Origin of the sequence: Actinokineospora cianjurensis, from assembly GCF_003663795.1 — a bacterium.
Classification (GTDB): domain Bacteria; phylum Actinomycetota; class Actinomycetes; order Mycobacteriales; family Pseudonocardiaceae; genus Actinokineospora; species Actinokineospora terrae.
In genome coordinates, this window is sequence record NZ_RCDD01000004.1 from 570,885 (window position 1) to 585,706 (window position 14,822).

The window sequence follows — 14,822 nt, forward strand, 5'->3', positions numbered from 1 at the left end:
GCGCTCTAAGCTCAAGGTCATGTCCGACCCGCACGAGCGGCGTCGCGCCGCGTTGCGCAGCACCCTGCGCGACCGTGGCCTTGACGCCCTACTCATCGGTGACCTGCGCAACCTGCGCTACCTCACCGGGTTCACCGGCTCCAACGGAGCCCTCCTCGTCCACGTCGACGGCGATGACCGCACGGTCTTCTGCACCGACGGGCGCTACCAGGAACAGTCAGCCGAGCAGGTCGCCGGGCTGGAGCGGGTCATCGACCGCGCCAGTGCCCGTGCGCTCGCGGCGCGCGCGGCCGCCGACCGGCTGGCCGCGGTCGGGTTCGAGAGCCAGCACGTCACCGTCGACGGCCTCGACGCGCTCACCAGGGCCGCCGAGGGCGTGGAACTGGTCCGCGCGCCGCAGTTGGTCGAGGCGTTGCGGCTGGTGAAGGACGACACCGAGGTGGAGGCGCTGCGCCAGGCTTGCGCCATCGCCGACACCGCGCTGGCCGACCTCATCGCCGAGGGCGGTCTGCGCCCCGGTCGCACCGAGCGTGACGTCGCCAGGGAGCTCGACGACCGGATGCGCGACCACGGCGCCGCCGCGCCCGCGTTCGACACCATCGTCGCCACCGGCGCCAACTCCGCCATCCCGCACCACCGGCCAACCGACGCCGTCCTGCGCACCGGCGACTTCGTCAAGCTCGACTTCGGCGCCCTGCTGCACGGCTACCACTCCGACATGACCCGCACCCTGGTCCTCGGCGCGCCGTCGGACTGGCAGCAGGAGATCTACGACCTGGTCGCCGCGTCGCAGGCCGCCGGGACCGCCGCGCTGGCCCCCGGGGTCGCGGTGTCCGCCGTCGACGCCGCCGCGCGCCAGGTCATCGAGGCGGCAGGCCGGGGCGAGCAGTTCCTGCACGGCCTCGGACACGGGGTCGGCCTGCAGATCCACGAGGCACCGAGCCTGGCGAAAACCGGCGAAGGTACACTTTCGGCCGGAATGGCGGTCACCGTCGAGCCGGGCGTGTACCTGTCCGGGCTCGGCGGCGTCCGCATCGAGGACACGCTCGTCGTGCGGGACACCCATCCCGAGCTCCTCACGCAGACCACCAAGCAACTCATGGTCGTCTAGACCTCTCGGACGGCCACGCGCGGACAACAGGAGATCCATCCAGTGGCCTCGACGAACGACCTGAAGAACGGCCTGGTGCTCAAGATCGAGGGCCAGTTGTGGACCGTGGTGGAGTTCCAGCACGTCAAGCCCGGCAAGGGGCCTGCGTTCGTGCGGACCAAGCTCAAGCACGTGCTCACCGGCAAGGTCGTCGACAAGACGTTCAACGCGGGCGTCAAGGTCGAGACCGCCACCGTGGACCGCCGCGAGATGACCTACCTCTACAACGACGGCGCCGAGTACTACTTCATGGACGGCGACACCTTCGAGCAGATCCCGGTCTCGGCGGAGACCGTCGCCGAGCAGGCCAGGTTCCTGCTGGAGAACGGCACCGCCGTGGTCTCCTCGCACGAGGGCGTCCCGCTGTTCATCGAGCTGCCGACCTCGGTCGAGCTGGTCATCGAGCACACCGACCCCGGCCTGCAGGGCGACCGCTCCACCGGCGGCACCAAGCCCGCGCGGCTGGAGACCGGCGCCGAGATCCAGGTGCCGCTGTTCGTGACCACCGGCGAGAAGGTCAAGGTCGACACCCGCGACGGTCGCTACCTCGGCCGGGTCAACAGCTGACGTGGGCGCCCGCAGCAAAGCACGCAAGCGGGCGGTGGACCTGCTCTTCGAGGCCGCCGTGCGCGGCGAGGACCCGGTCAGCCTGCTGGCCGACCGGGTCGGCTCGCCCGACGTCCCCCCGGTGAACGACTACACGGTGACCCTCGTCGAGGGCGTCACCGCCCACCGCGCCCGCATCGACGAACTGCTCACCGAGCACTCCGAGGGCTGGTCGCTGGCCAGGATGCCCGCGGTGGACCTCGCGGTGCTGCGGCTGGGCCTCTACGAGCTGCTCTGGGCCACCGACGTGCCCGACGCGGTCGCCATCGACGAGGCGGTGCAGATCGCCAAGTCGCTGTCCACCGACGACTCCCCGCGCTTCGTCAACGGGGTGCTCGGCCGGATCGGCGGCATGGCCGACCGCCTGCGCGCCACCCTCTGACCCGCGCGCCCCAGGTTCTGCCTGCCCGGACCCCGGGCATGAAAAACACCCGACCGAGCAGCATCCCCGTCTGCGCGGTCGGGTGTCTGGCGAGGGCCGGACCTAGTCCTCCTTGGACGGGCGCGCCTCGGGGGGCAGCACGCCCCAGTCGATCAGCTGCTCGGTCAGCTCGCCGGGGGTCATGTCGTAGATGATCGCCAGGGAGCGCAGGTCCTCGGTGCGGATCGACAGCACCTTGCCGTTGTAGTCGCCGCGCTGGCTCTGGATGGTCGCGGCGTAGCGGGCCAGCGGCCCGACCTTCTCCGCAGGCAGCTGTTGCAGCCGCTCCAGGTTGATCACGATCTTGGTGGCCGGTTCGGCGCCGGACGGGACGCGGCCCTCGGGGAGCAGTTCGACCACCGGCACGCCGTAGAAGTCGGCGAGCTCGGCCAGCTTCTGGACGGTGACGGCGCGGTCGCCCCGCTCGTACGAGCCGACCACGACGGCCTTCCAGCGGCCGCCGGACTTCTGCTCGACGCCGTGCAGCGACAGCCCCTGCTGCTGGCGGATGGCGCGGAGCTTGGCCCCTAGCGCCTTGGCGTAGTCGCCCATGCGGCGGTTCTCCATTCATTCGCCCCGTCGGCGCTAAGGACTGCCGCGGGTAGCTTCAAATCAACACGCAGAGTAATGGTTACCCAGAGTTGTCACCAGGTCAAGCTGGTTCGTCAAGGACATCGCCGCGAGTGGCCTCCGACCACCCGGTCAGTGGCCGGGCTCACCCTGGTACGGTCGGGGCGATCCCAGGTCAGAGGGGTCGCTAGACACCTTTAACGACCCGTCCCGTGAGGCGGGGAAGGAGTCCCCCGTGCCGCCACGGCCCCGTGGCGCGCCGGAACCGGCCGAGCGGCGCGAGCTGCTCTCCGCCGGTGACGTGGCGCGCACCATCGCCCGAATGGCCCATCAGGTCATCGAGAAGACCTCGCTCGGCGCGTCCGGCGCGAGCCCGGTCGTGTTGCTGGGCATCCCCACCAGGGGTGCGCCGCTGGCCACCAGGCTGGCCGCCAGGGTCGCCGACTTCAGCGACATCCGGGTCCCGGTCGGCGCGCTCGACGTGACCCTCTACCGCGACGACCTGCGCCGCAAGCCCACCCGCCCGCTGGGGCAGACCGCGCTGCCCGCGGGCGGCATCGAGGACGCGCTGGTCATCCTGGTCGACGACGTGCTGTTCTCCGGCCGCACCATCCGCGCCGCGCTCGACGCGTTGCGCGACGTCGGGCGGCCCCGCGCGGTCCAGTTGGCCGTCCTGGTCGACCGCGGCCACCGCGAACTGCCCATCCGCGCCGACTACGTGGGCAAGAACGTGCCCACCGCGCGCACCGAGGAGGTCCACGTCCTGCTCACCGAGACCGATGGCCGCGACGCCGTCCTGCTGAACCGGGCCGGTGAGCGCCCGTGAGGCACCTGCTGGGCACCGAGGGCCTCGACCCGGCCACCGCGCTGGCCATCCTCGACACCGCGGACGGCCTCAAGCGCACGCTGCTGGGCCGCGAGGTCAAGAAGCTGCCCACGCTGCGCGGCCGCACGGTGATCACCTGCTTCTACGAGGACTCCACCCGCACCAGGGTCTCCTTCGAGATCGCCGGGAAGTGGATGAGCGCGGACGTGGTGAACGTCTCCGCCGGTAGTTCTTCGGCGAAGAAGGGCGAGTCCCTGCGCGACACCGCGCTCACCCTGGCCGCCGCGGGTGCCGACTGCGTCGTGGTGCGCCACCCCGCTTCCGGTGCGGCGCACCGGTTGGCGTCCTGGCTGTCGCACACGAACACCTCCGTGGTCAACGCGGGCGACGGCACCCACGAGCACCCCACGCAGGCGCTGCTGGACATGGCGACCCTGCGCGAACGCCTCGGTGGCGTCGAGGGCCGTCGCATCGGGATCGTCGGCGACGTCCTGCACAGCCGGGTCGCGCGCTCCAACGTGCACCTGCTCACCTCGTTCGGCGCGGAGGTAGTACTGGTCGCGCCTCCCACGCTGCTGCCGACAGGTGTCGCTGACTGGCCGGTCGGCGCCGCGGGTTCGCTGCGCATCTCGCACTACCTGGACGCGGAACTGCCGACTTTGGACGCGGTGATGATGCTGCGCGTGCAGGCCGAGCGCATGCACGGCGGCTTCTTCCCGTCCGCCCGCGAGTACTCCATCGCCTACGGCCTCAGCGAGGCGCGCGCGGCGATGCTGCCCGAGCACGCCGTGGTGCTGCACCCCGGTCCGATGCTGCGCGGCATGGAGATCTCGCCCGCGGTCGCCGACTCGGGCCGCTCGGCCATCACCCAGCAGGTCGCCAACGGCGTGCACGTGCGCATGGCTGTCCTGTACCACCTGCTCGCCGGAGAGGAGGACGCCGCGTGAGCACGGTCGTCATCAGGGGCGCTCGCCCCTACGGCGAGGACGCGGTCGACATCGAGGTCACCGACGGGGTGATCACCAGGATCGGCCGGGACCTCAAGGCCGCCAAGGGCTCGAACGTCGAGATCGTCGACGCCACCGGCCTCGTCGCCCTGCCCGGGTTCGTCGACCTGCACACCCACCTGCGCGAGCCCGGCCGCGAGGACACCGAGACCATCGAGACCGGGTCCCGGGCCGCGGCGCTGGGCGGTTACACGGCCGTGTTCGCCATGGCCAACACCGACCCGGTCGCCGACAACGCCGTGGTCGTCGAGCACGTGTGGCGCCGCGGCCAGGAGATCGGCCTGGTCGACGTGCACCCGGTCGGCGCGGTCACCGTCGGCCTCAAGGGCGAGAAGCTCGCCGAGTTGGGCACCATGGCCCGCTCGGCCGCCAAGGTCCGGCTGTTCTCCGACGACGGCCTGTGCGTGGCGGACCCGCTGATCATGCGCCGGGCGCTGGAGTACACCAAGGCGCTGGACGCGGTCATCGCCCAGCACGCCGAGGAGCCGAGGCTGACCGTCGGCGCCCAGGCGCACGAGGGCGACCTGGCCGCGCGGCTCGGTCTGGCCGGCTGGCCCGCGGTGGCCGAGGAGGCGATCGTGGCCCGCGACTGCCTGCTCGCCAAGCACGTCGGTGCCCGCCTGCACGTCTGCCACGTCTCCACCGGGGGCACCGCCGAGGTGCTGCGCTGGGCGAAGGCGCGCGGCACCAGGGTCTCCGCCGAGGTCACCCCGCACCACCTGCTCCTCGACGACGAGCGGCTGAGCACCTACGACCCGGTCAACAAGGTCAACCCGCCGCTGCGCACCGCCCCCGACGCGAAGGCGCTGCGGCAGGCGCTCGCGGACGGCACCGTCGACTGCGTCGCGACCGACCACGCCCCGCACGCCTCCCAGGACAAGGACTGCGAGTGGTCCGCCGCGCGCCCCGGCATGCTGGGGTTGCAGACAGCGCTGTCGATCGTGGTCGCGACCATGGTCGAGCCGGGCCTCTTGGACTGGCGCGGTGTGGCGAGGGTGATGAGTGAGCGTCCCGCCGAGATCGCGGGCCTGCCCGACCAGGGCCGTCCGATCGCGGTGGGGGAACCGGCCACGATCACCCTGGTCGACCCTGCCGCCCGCTGGACGGTGCGAGGGGCGGAGTTGGCCAGCATCGCCGCGAACACCCCCTATGAGGGCATGGAGCTACCGGGCGCGGTCGTCGCGACCTACCTGCGTGGCCGTTTGACCGCACGCGACGGGAAGGCGACCGCGTGAACCGCCTGACACTGACCCTGTTGTTCCTCGCGGGACTCGCGCTCTTGGTCCTGCTCATGTGGTGGGGCTACCGCAACCGTGCGCGCCGCCAGGCCAAGGTTCTCCCACCGTTCCCCGACGCACCGGCTGCTCTCGTGGCAGCGGTGCGCGACGGCTCCGCGGTGACCCTGCTGCCGCCCAGCACCGGCGTCTACGCCAGCACGGTGACGGCCGCGAGCTGGCAGGACCGCGTGGCGGTCGGCGACCTCGGCTTCCGCGCCGACGCCACCGCGCACCTGGTCACCGACGGCCTGCTGCTCGACCGGGTCGGCGCCACCCCGGTGTGGATCCCCGCGGGCTCGGTCCGCGAGGCCCGCACCGAGGCCGGGATCGCCGGGAAGGTCATGGGCGGCGACGGGCTGCTGGTGGTCCGCTGGGCGGTCGACGGCCACGAGTTCGACACCGGCTTCCGCGCCGACGACAAGGACGACTACGACCTGTGGGTCCCGGCCGTGCGCGCACTGCGCCCCACCGGCTCGGCCGACTCGAACGGGTCCACCCCCACTGGCACACCGGTGTCCGCACCGGCACCGACACCGGAGGTACGAGACGGTGAGTGACACGAGCACACGGACCGCGGCCGCGCTGGTCCTCGAGGACGGTCGGGTGTTCCGCGGTGAGGCGTTCGGCGCCACCGGGACCACGTTCGGCGAGATCGTGTTCTGCACGGCGATGACCGGCTACCAGGAGACCCTGACCGACCCCTCCTACCACCGCCAGATCGTGGTGGCGACCGCCCCGCAGATCGGCAACACCGGCTGGAACGACGAGGACGACGAGTCCGGCCGGATCTGGGTCTCGGGCTACGTCGTGCGCGACCCGGCCCGGGTCCCCTCCAACTGGCGGTCCACCCGCACCCTCGACGACGCGCTCGTCGGCCAGGGCGTGGTCGGCATCAGCGGCATCGACACCCGCTCGCTGACCAGGCACCTGCGCGAGCGCGGCGCCATGCGCGCGGGCGTGTTCTCCGGCGGCGACCTCGCCGAGCCCGAGGCCATGCTCCAGCGCGTCCGGGAGACCCCGGCCATGGCGGGTGCCGAGCTCGCTGGCGAGGTCAGCACCGACAAGTCCTACGTCGTGCCCGCCACCGGTGAGCGCCGGTTCCGGGTGGCCGCGCTCGACCTGGGCATCAAGTCCAACACCCCGCGCATGCTCGCCGCGCGTGGCATCGAGACCCACGTCTTGCCCGCGACCAGCTCGCTCGACGACCTGCTCGCGGTCGAGGCAGACGGCGTCTTCCTGTCCAACGGCCCCGGTGACCCAGCCACCGCCGACCACGCGGTAGCGCTGACGCAGGGCGTCTTGGAGCGGCGGATCCCGCTGTTCGGCATCTGCTTCGGCAACCAGATCCTCGGGCGCGCGCTCGGCCTGGGCACCTACAAGCTGCGCTACGGCCACCGCGGCATCAACATCCCGGTGATCGACGTGGCCACCCGCGCGGTCGCCATCACCGCGCAGAACCACGGGTTCGCGCTCGAAGGCGAGCCGGGCAAGGACTTCGACACCCCGTTCGGCAAGGCCACCGTGAGCCACTACTGCCCCAACGACGGTTGCGTCGAGGGCGTGCGGGCGCTTGAGGTGCCCGCCTTCTCCGTTCAGTACCACCCCGAGGCCGCGGCTGGTCCCCACGACGCCGCCGACCTCTTCGACCAGTTCGTGACCCTGATGGAGGAACGCGTGCGAGACAATGTCCTTCCCTCGCAGGTGGGCCGACCGGGTGCGGGTGTCCCGCTGAACACAGAGGGCGGCAAGTAATGCCCAAGCGCGACGACATCAAGCACGTGCTGGTGATCGGCTCCGGCCCGATCGTGATCGGCCAGGCATGCGAGTTCGACTACTCCGGCACCCAGGCGTGCCGGGTGCTGCGCGAGGAGGGCCTGCGGGTCAGCCTGGTCAACTCCAACCCGGCCACGATCATGACCGACCCGGAGTTCGCCGACGCCACCTACATCGAGCCGATCACCCCCGAGTTCGTCGAGAAGGTCATCGCCGCCGAGCGCCCGGACGCGATCTTGGCGACCCTCGGCGGGCAGACGGCGCTCAACACCGCCGTGGCGCTGCACGAGCGCGGCGTGCTGGAGAAGTACAACGTCGAGCTGATCGGCGCCGACATCGACGCCATCCAGCGCGGTGAGGACCGGCAGAAGTTCAAGGACATCGTCGCCCAGATCGGCGCCGAGACCCCGCGCAGCCGGGTCTGCCACTCGATGGACGAGGTCCGCGACACCGTCGCCGAGCTGGGCCTGCCGGTGGTCATCCGGCCGTCGTTCACCATGGGCGGCCTGGGTTCCGGCATGGCGCACACCGCCGCCGAGCTGGAGCGGCTCGCCTCGACCGGCCTCACCGAGAGCCCAGTCACCGAGGTGCTCATCGAGGAGAGCGTGCTCGGCTGGAAGGAGTACGAGCTCGAGCTGATGCGCGACAAGCACGACAACGTCGTGGTCATCTGCTCGATCGAGAACATCGACCCGATGGGCGTGCACACCGGCGACTCGGTGACCGTGGCGCCCGCGATGACGCTGACCGACCGCGAGTTCCAGGTCATGCGGAACGTGGGCATCGACGTGCTGCGCGCGGTCGGCGTCGACACCGGCGGCTGCAACATCCAGTTCGCGATCAACCCGGCCAACGGCCGCATGGTCGTCATCGAGATGAACCCCCGGGTGTCGCGCTCGAGCGCGCTGGCGTCGAAGGCCACCGGCTTCCCGATCGCCAAGATCGCCGCGAAGCTGGCCATCGGCTACACCCTCGACGAGATCCGCAACGACATCACCGGCGAGACCCCGGCCAGCTTCGAGCCGACGCTGGACTACGTCGTGGTGAAGGTGCCCCGGTTCGCCTTCGAGAAGTTCCCCGGCGCCGACCCGACGCTGACCACCACCATGAAGTCCGTCGGCGAGGCCATGTCCATCGGCCGCAACTTCGTCGAGGCGCTGGGCAAGGCGCTGCGGTCGATGGAGACCAAGGCGGTCGGCTTCTGGACCACGCCGGACCCGGAGGGCACCACCCTCGACGGGCTGCTCGAACAGCTGCGGGCGGGCCACGACGGCAGGCTCTACACCGTCGAGCGCGCGCTGCGCCTGGGCGCCACCGTCGCGCAGGTGCACGAGGCGTCCGGCATCGACCCGTGGTTCGTCGACCAGATCGTGTCCCTGGTCGACCTGCGCGTCGAGTTGGAGACCGCGCCGGTGCTCGACGAGCAGTTGCTGCGCCGCGCCAAGCGCTCCGGCCTGTCCGACCGGCAGATCGCCGCGCTGCGCCCGGAACTGGCGGGCGAGGACGGCGTGCGCAGCCTGCGCCACCGCCTCGGCGTGCGGCCGGTGTTCAAGACCGTCGACACCTGCGCCGCCGAGTTCGCCGCGCTCACCCCGTACCACTACTCGGCCTACGAGCTCGACCCCGACGCCGAGACCGAGGTGCTGCCGCAGACCGAGAAGCCGAAGGTGCTCATCCTCGGCTCCGGCCCCAACCGCATCGGCCAGGGCATCGAGTTCGACTACTCCTGCGTGCACGCGGCCATGGCGCTGCGCGCCGCCGGGTACGAGACCGTGATGGTCAACTGCAACCCCGAGACCGTCTCCACCGACTACGACACCTCCGACCGGCTCTACTTCGAGCCGCTCACCTTCGAGGACGTGCTGGAGGTCGTGCACTCCGAGCAGACCTCCGGCACGGTCGTCGGCGTGATCGTGCAGCTCGGCGGCCAGACCCCGCTCGGGCTCGCGCAGCGGCTGGCCGACGTGGGCGTGCCGATCGTGGGCACCCCGCCGAGCGCCATCCACCTCGCGGAGGACCGGGGCGCGTTCGGCGAGGTGCTGACCGGCGCTGGTCTGCCCGCGCCGAAGTTCGGCACCGCCACCTCGTTCGCCGGTGCCAAGCGGATCGCCGACGAGATCGGCTACCCGGTGCTGGTCCGCCCGTCGTACGTGCTCGGCGGGCGCGGCATGGAGATCGTCTACGACGAGCAGACCCTGGCCGGCTACATCAAGCGCGCCACCGAGGTCAGCCCCGAGCACCCGGTGCTGGTCGACCGGTTCCTCGACGACGCCATCGAGATCGACGTCGACGCGCTCTGCGACGGCACCGAGGTCTACCTCGGCGGGGTCATGGAGCACATCGAGGAGGCCGGGATCCACTCCGGCGACTCCGCCTGCGCCCTGCCGCCGATCACCCTCGGCCGCACCGACATGGAGGCGGTGCGCCGCTCCACCGAGGCCATCGCGTTCGGCGTCGGCGTGCTCGGCCTACTCAACGTGCAGTACGCGCTCAAGGACGACGTGCTCTACGTGCTGGAGGCCAACCCGCGCGCGAGCCGCACCGTGCCGTTCGTGTCCAAGGCGACCGCGGCGCCGCTGGCCAAGGCGGCCGCCCGGATCATGCTCGGCGCCACCATCGCCGAACTGCGCGCCGAGGGCATGCTCCCGGCCACCGGCGACGGCGCGCTGCTGCCGCCGGGCGCCCCGGTCGCGGTCAAGGAGGCGGTGCTGCCGTTCCACCGGTTCCGCACCCCCGAGGGCCAGGGCGTCGACTCGCTGCTCGGCCCGGAGATGAAGTCGACCGGCGAGGTCATGGGCATCGACGTGTCCTTCGGCAAGGCGTTCGCCAAGTCCCAGACCGCCTCCTACGGCTCGCTGCCCACCTCGGGCCGGGTGTTCGTGTCGGTGGCCAACCGGGACAAGCGGGCCATGGTGTTCCCGGTCAAGCGGCTGGCCGACTTCGGCTTCGAGGTGCTGGCCACCTCGGGCACCGCGGAGGTGCTGCGCCGCAACGGGATCCCGTGCACCGTGGTGCGCAAGCACTTCGAGGGCGAGAACAACATCGTCGACCTCATCCGCGACGGCGGCGTCGAGATGGTCATCAACACCCCGTACGGCAACCACGGCCCCCGGGTGGACGGCTACGAGATCCGCACCGCGGCGGTGTCGCGCGACATCCCCTGCATCACCACGATCCAGGGCGCGGCGGCCGCGGTGCACGGCATCGAGGCGCTGATCCGCGACGACATCGGGGTGCGCCCGTTGCAGGCGCTGCAGGCCGCGCTGCTCGCCGACTGGGGGACCGAGGCGTGAGCGGGGCGCCGTTCGGGGCCCGGCTCACCGAGGCCGTCGCCGCCAGGGGTTCGCTGTGCGTGGGCATCGACCCGCACCCCGGCCTGCTCGACCAGTGGGGCCTGCCCCGCGACGTCAGCGGCCTGGAGCGGTTCGCGCTGACCTGCGTGGAGGCGTTCGCGGGCGACATCTCGGTGCTCAAGCCGCAGTCGGCGTTCTTCGAGGCGTACGGCTCGCGCGGGGTCGCGGTGCTGGAGCGGGTCATCGCCGACGCGCGCTCGGCTGGCGCGCTGGTGCTGCTCGACGTCAAGCGCGGCGACATCGGCTCCACCATGGCCGCCTACGCCCAGGCGTACCTGTCGGACGGTTCCCCGCTGGCCGCCGACGCGGTCACCGTCTCGCCCTACCTCGGGTTCGGCTCGCTGGACCCGGCCATCGAGGAGGCCGCCCGCACCGGGCGCGGCCTGTTCGTGCTCGCCCGCACCTCCAACCCGGAGGGCGCGGGCGTGCAGCACGCCAAGGTCAGTGGGGTCGATGGGGTCGGCGGGGTCGGCGGGATCACCGTGGCGCAGTCGATCGTCGACCAGGCCGCGGCGCACAACGCGGGCGCGTCTCCGCTCGGCTCCATCGGGCTCGTCGTCGGCGCCACCGTCGGTCGTACGGACCTGGACCTGTCCGCGCTCAACGGCCCGCTGCTGGCCCCCGGGCTGGGTGCCCAGGGCGCGGGCCCGGCCGACCTGGCCGCCGTGTTCGGCGACGTCCTGCCCGCGGTGCTGCCCGCCAGCGCCCGCGACGTCCTGCGGCACGGTCCTGATGTGACCGCGCTGCGCTCCGCCGCCCTGCGCGTGCGCGACGAACTGGCGGCCGCCGCGCGCTGAACCCACCCCGCACGGAAGACCCCCTCGGGAGCCCGAAACGGCACCCGTGGGGGCTTTCGTGCTGCCCGCCCACCGTTAGCCCAGGTAGACGGCTATGGGCTGACCGGGTGTGTTCAGTGGGCTGCCGGGAGTGGCGGAGGCGACACTTTCGCCAACCGCCGGTGTCGCGATAGCGCTGAGTGACCACTTGTGTGACGGCCGACACGGCGGTGAATTCCCAGGTCACGTCGCTGGATCTCACGCGTTGTTGATCAACTTCGGCGCCGGTGTCACGCACCGCACATGCTGGACCCGCGTTGTCCCCGCAGGCCAGGGGTCGGTAACGTCGCGGCACCGATCCGGAAGAAATCCCACCCCCACGGAGGAAATCGTGGCCCTTCCCCAGCTGACCGAGGAGCAGCGGGCCGCAGCGCTGGAGAAGGCGGCTGCCGCCCGTCGCGCCCGAGCCGAGCTCAAGGAGCGCCTGAAGCGAGGCGGAACCACCCTCAAGGACGTGCTGGCCCAGTCTGACAACGACGAGGTCCTGGGCAAGATGAAGGTCACCGCGCTGCTGGAGGCCCTGCCGGGCGTCGGCAAGGTGCGTGCCCAGCAGATCATCGAGCGCCTGGAGATCGCGCCGAGCAGGCGCCTGCGCGGCCTTGGTGACCGCCAGCGCAAGGCGTTGCTGGCCGAGTTCAGCGGCGAGTGACCGAGAAGTCGCCAGGCCGCGGGCCGGGATCGGGCGTAGCGCCCCGGTCCCGGCTCGCTGTCGTCTCCGGCCCGTCCGGGGTCGGCAAGTCCAGCGTGGTCGCCGAACTGCGCAGGCTGCACCCGGACGTCTACTTCAGCGTCTCCGCCACCACCCGCGCCCCGCGCCCGGGTGAGGTGGACGGCGCGCACTACCACTTCGTCGACCGCGCCGAGTTCGCGCGGCTGCACCACGGCGGTGAGCTGCTGGAGCACGCCGAGTACGCGGGCAACTGCTACGGCACCCCGCGCGGGCCGGTCGAGGCCGCGCTCGCCCAGGGGCGGCCCGCGGTGCTGGAGATCGAGCTGCAGGGCGCTCGCCAGGTGCGCCTGGCGATGCCGGAGGCGCTGCTGGTGATGCTGGTCCCACCGTCGTGGGACGCCCTGGTGTCCCGGCTGACCGGCCGCGGTACCGAGGATCCCGAGGTCGTGGCGCACCGGCTGGCGGTGGCCAAGCAGGAACTGGCGGCCGAGTCGGAGTTCGACGCGGTCGTGGTGAACGCCGATGTGCCGACCGCCGCGCGGGAGTTGCTAACCTTGGTACTTCCGGACCTCTCGAACCACCCCGTGAACCAGGAGTACACCGAGTGATCACCCCTACCGAGCTTGGCGCCCTCGGCGAGCCGACGACGCAGCTCGAAGGCATCACCAACCCCCCGATCGACGACCTGCTCGACAAGGTCAGCTCGAAGTACGCGCTGGTCATCTACGCCGCCAAGCGCGCGCGGCAGATCAACGACTACTACGCCCAGCTCGGCGAGGGCCTGCTGGAGTACGTCGGCCCGCTGGTGGAGCCCGGTCCCCGGGAGAAGCCGCTGTCCATCGCCCTGCGCGAGATCCACTCCGGGCTGCTTGAGCACACCGAGGGCGAGTGACTCCTCGCCCACGGGTCGTGCTCGGTGTGGGCGGCGGTATCGCCGCCTACAAAGCCTGTGAGGTGCTGCGCCGGTTGACCGAGTCCGGTCACGAGGTGCGGGTGGTGCCGACCGAGGCCGCGCTGCGGTTCGTCGGTGCCGCCACCTTCGAGGCCCTCTCCGGCAACAAGGTGCACACCGGCGTGTTCTCCGACGTGCCGGAGGTGCCGCACGTCCGGCTCGGCCAGCAGGCCGACCTGGTCGTCGTGGTCCCGGCCACCGCCGACCTGCTGGCCAAGGCCGCGCACGGGCTGGCCGACGACCTGCTCACCGGCACCCTGCTCACCGCGCGGTGCCCGGTGCTGATGGTCCCGGCCATGCACACCGAGATGTGGGAGCACGCCGCCACCAGGGCCAACGTCGCCACCCTGCGCTCGCGCGGGACCGTGGTGACCGAGCCCGCCAGCGGCAGGCTCACTGGCGCCGACACGGGCAAGGGACGCTTGGCGGACCCAGCCGAGATCGTCGACCTCGCCCGGCTGCTCTTGCACCGCCCCGACGCGTTGCCCCGAGACCTCGAAGGTGTCCGGGTCGTCGTCTCCGCCGGTGGTACCCGTGAGCCGCTCGACCCGGTCCGCTACCTGGGCAACCGGTCCTCCGGCAAGCAGGGCTACGCGCTCGCCCGCACCGCGGCCCAGCGCGGCGCCCACGTGACCCTGGTGTCCGCCCACACCCTCCCGCTGCCGGAGCCGGCAGGTGCCGAGGTGGTGCGGGTCGGGACCGCCGCGCAACTGCGCGACGCGGTGCACGCCGCCGCCGTCGGCGCGGACGTGGTGGTCATGGCCGCCGCCGTCGCCGACTTCCGGCCGGTGGTCTCCGCCGAGTTCAAGATCAAGAAGACCGCCCGGGACCCCGACCCGGTCGCGCTGACCCGCAACGCCGACGTGCTGGCCGAGTTGGTCGCCGCGCGCGACTCGGGCGCGCTGCCCAGCGAGCAGGTCATCGTGGGTTTCGCGGCCGAGACCGGCGACTCCGGGGCCGATGTGCTCGACCACGCGCGGGCCAAGCTCAGGCGCAAGGGCTGCGACTTGCTGGTGGTCAACGCCGTCGGCGAGGGCAAGGCGTTCGAGACCGAGGACAACGCCGGGTGGCTGCTCGCGGCCGATGGCGCCGAACGCCCCATCGCGCTGGGCTCGAAGGCGCAACTCGCCACCGAAGTGTGGGACTCCGTCGTGCAACTGCTCAAACGGTGAGTCGTCCCCAAGTCGGTTTCAGTACAGTTGCCCGGACACAGGGCGGACGATGTGGGGTAACTCGTGAGCGAGAACGGCAGCCGTAGGCTCTTTACTTCCGAGTCGGTCACCGAAGGCCACCCGGACAAGATCTGCGACGCGATCAGCGACTCGGTCCTTGACGCGCTCCTGGCGAAGGACCCGCGGTCGCGGGTGGCGGTGGAGACCCT

General features: G+C 71.7%; 16 protein-coding genes. 15 read left to right on the plus strand and 1 reads right to left on the minus strand.

Annotated elements, in window-relative coordinates:
* Nucleotides 1–19: 19 nt before the first annotated feature.
* The 3 genes from CLV68_RS25360 to nusB are packed head-to-tail and all read left to right on the plus strand — an operon-like array spanning nt 20 to nt 2,138.
* Nucleotides 20–1,111, plus strand: a complete 1,092-nt coding sequence (locus CLV68_RS25360) for a M24 family metallopeptidase (protein ID WP_121393349.1) — start codon at nt 20–22, stop codon at nt 1,109–1,111.
* A gap of 42 nt (nt 1,112–1,153) precedes the next feature.
* Entirely contained in the window at nt 1,154–1,717 is a 564-nt protein-coding gene (gene efp / locus CLV68_RS25365; protein ID WP_092776295.1) for an elongation factor P, read from the plus strand.
* Between the two features lies 1 nt (nt 1,718).
* Entirely contained in the window at nt 1,719–2,138 is a 420-nt protein-coding gene (gene nusB / locus CLV68_RS25370) for a transcription antitermination factor NusB (protein ID WP_121393350.1), read from the plus strand.
* 102 nt (nt 2,139–2,240) lie between these two features.
* On the opposite strand, the gene bldD is transcribed toward nusB, so the two are convergent.
* Nucleotides 2,241–2,729 (minus strand): transcriptional regulator BldD, encoded by a 489-nt coding sequence (gene bldD / locus CLV68_RS25375; RefSeq protein ID WP_018686187.1) that lies wholly within the window; start codon nt 2,727–2,729, stop codon nt 2,241–2,243.
* A 253-nt stretch (nt 2,730–2,982) separates the two neighbouring features.
* Here bldD and pyrR point away from each other — a divergent pair, with 253 nt between their 5' ends.
* The 12 genes from pyrR to CLV68_RS25435 all read left to right on the plus strand — a co-directional run.
* Nucleotides 2,983–3,573 carry a bifunctional pyr operon transcriptional regulator/uracil phosphoribosyltransferase PyrR gene (pyrR, locus tag CLV68_RS25380; RefSeq protein ID WP_121393351.1) on the plus strand — a complete coding sequence of 197 codons (591 nt, stop codon included), beginning with the start codon at nt 2,983–2,985 and terminating at the stop codon, nt 3,571–3,573.
* Nucleotides 3,570–4,520: an aspartate carbamoyltransferase catalytic subunit gene (locus CLV68_RS25385; protein WP_121393352.1), complete on the plus strand. Its 951-nt coding sequence runs from the start codon at nt 3,570–3,572 to the stop codon at nt 4,518–4,520. Before pyrR ends, CLV68_RS25385 begins: the two co-directional genes overlap by 4 nt.
* Nucleotides 4,517–5,815 carry a dihydroorotase gene (locus tag CLV68_RS25390; RefSeq protein WP_121393353.1) on the plus strand — a complete coding sequence of 433 codons (1,299 nt, stop codon included), beginning with the start codon at nt 4,517–4,519 and terminating at the stop codon, nt 5,813–5,815. Before CLV68_RS25385 ends, CLV68_RS25390 begins: the two co-directional genes overlap by 4 nt.
* Entirely contained in the window at nt 5,812–6,414 is a 603-nt protein-coding gene (locus tag CLV68_RS25395) for a PH-like domain-containing protein (RefSeq protein ID WP_211346755.1), read from the plus strand. The genes CLV68_RS25390 and CLV68_RS25395 overlap by 4 nt, the downstream gene beginning before the upstream one ends.
* Nucleotides 6,407–7,609, plus strand: a complete 1,203-nt coding sequence (gene carA / locus CLV68_RS25400; protein ID WP_121393354.1) for a glutamine-hydrolyzing carbamoyl-phosphate synthase small subunit — start codon at nt 6,407–6,409, stop codon at nt 7,607–7,609. Before CLV68_RS25395 ends, carA begins: the two co-directional genes overlap by 8 nt.
* Complete coding sequence (carB, locus tag CLV68_RS25405; protein WP_121393355.1) at nt 7,609–10,923, plus strand: carbamoyl-phosphate synthase large subunit; 3,315 nt, start codon at nt 7,609–7,611, stop codon at nt 10,921–10,923. The genes carA and carB overlap by 1 nt, the downstream gene beginning before the upstream one ends.
* Entirely contained in the window at nt 10,920–11,780 is an 861-nt protein-coding gene (gene pyrF / locus CLV68_RS25410) for an orotidine-5'-phosphate decarboxylase (RefSeq protein WP_121393356.1), read from the plus strand. Before carB ends, pyrF begins: the two co-directional genes overlap by 4 nt.
* 370 nt (nt 11,781–12,150) lie before the next feature.
* Nucleotides 12,151–12,468, plus strand: coding sequence for an integration host factor, actinobacterial type (gene mihF, locus CLV68_RS25415; protein WP_018686179.1), 318 nt, complete (start codon nt 12,151–12,153; stop codon nt 12,466–12,468).
* Nucleotides 12,465–13,097 (plus strand): guanylate kinase, encoded by a 633-nt coding sequence (gmk, locus tag CLV68_RS25420; protein ID WP_121393357.1) that lies wholly within the window; start codon nt 12,465–12,467, stop codon nt 13,095–13,097. Before mihF ends, gmk begins: the two co-directional genes overlap by 4 nt.
* On the plus strand, nt 13,094–13,381 hold the full coding sequence (gene rpoZ, locus CLV68_RS25425) for a DNA-directed RNA polymerase subunit omega (RefSeq protein ID WP_092776269.1): 288 nt from the start codon (nt 13,094–13,096) through the stop codon (nt 13,379–13,381). Before gmk ends, rpoZ begins: the two co-directional genes overlap by 4 nt.
* Nucleotides 13,378–14,613: a bifunctional phosphopantothenoylcysteine decarboxylase/phosphopantothenate--cysteine ligase CoaBC gene (gene coaBC / locus CLV68_RS25430; RefSeq protein ID WP_246010094.1), complete on the plus strand. Its 1,236-nt coding sequence runs from the start codon at nt 13,378–13,380 to the stop codon at nt 14,611–14,613. The genes rpoZ and coaBC overlap by 4 nt, the downstream gene beginning before the upstream one ends.
* Before the next feature lie 63 nt (nt 14,614–14,676).
* The coding region (locus tag CLV68_RS25435; RefSeq protein ID WP_246010103.1) for an S-adenosylmethionine synthetase N-terminal domain-containing protein at nt 14,677–14,822 on the plus strand (146 nt) is incomplete at its 3' end.

What these genes read in the sequence shown, in the direction of transcription:
- bldD (WP_018686187.1), bottom strand. Translation starts at nt 2,729, where the DNA reads ATGGGCGACTACGCCAAGGCGCTAGGGGCCAAGCTCCGCGCCATCCGC.
- carB (WP_121393355.1), top strand. Translation starts at nt 7,609, where the DNA reads ATGCCCAAGCGCGACGACATCAAGCACGTGCTGGTGATCGGCTCCGGC.
- CLV68_RS25360 (WP_121393349.1), top strand. Translation starts at nt 20, where the DNA reads ATGTCCGACCCGCACGAGCGGCGTCGCGCCGCGTTGCGCAGCACCCTG.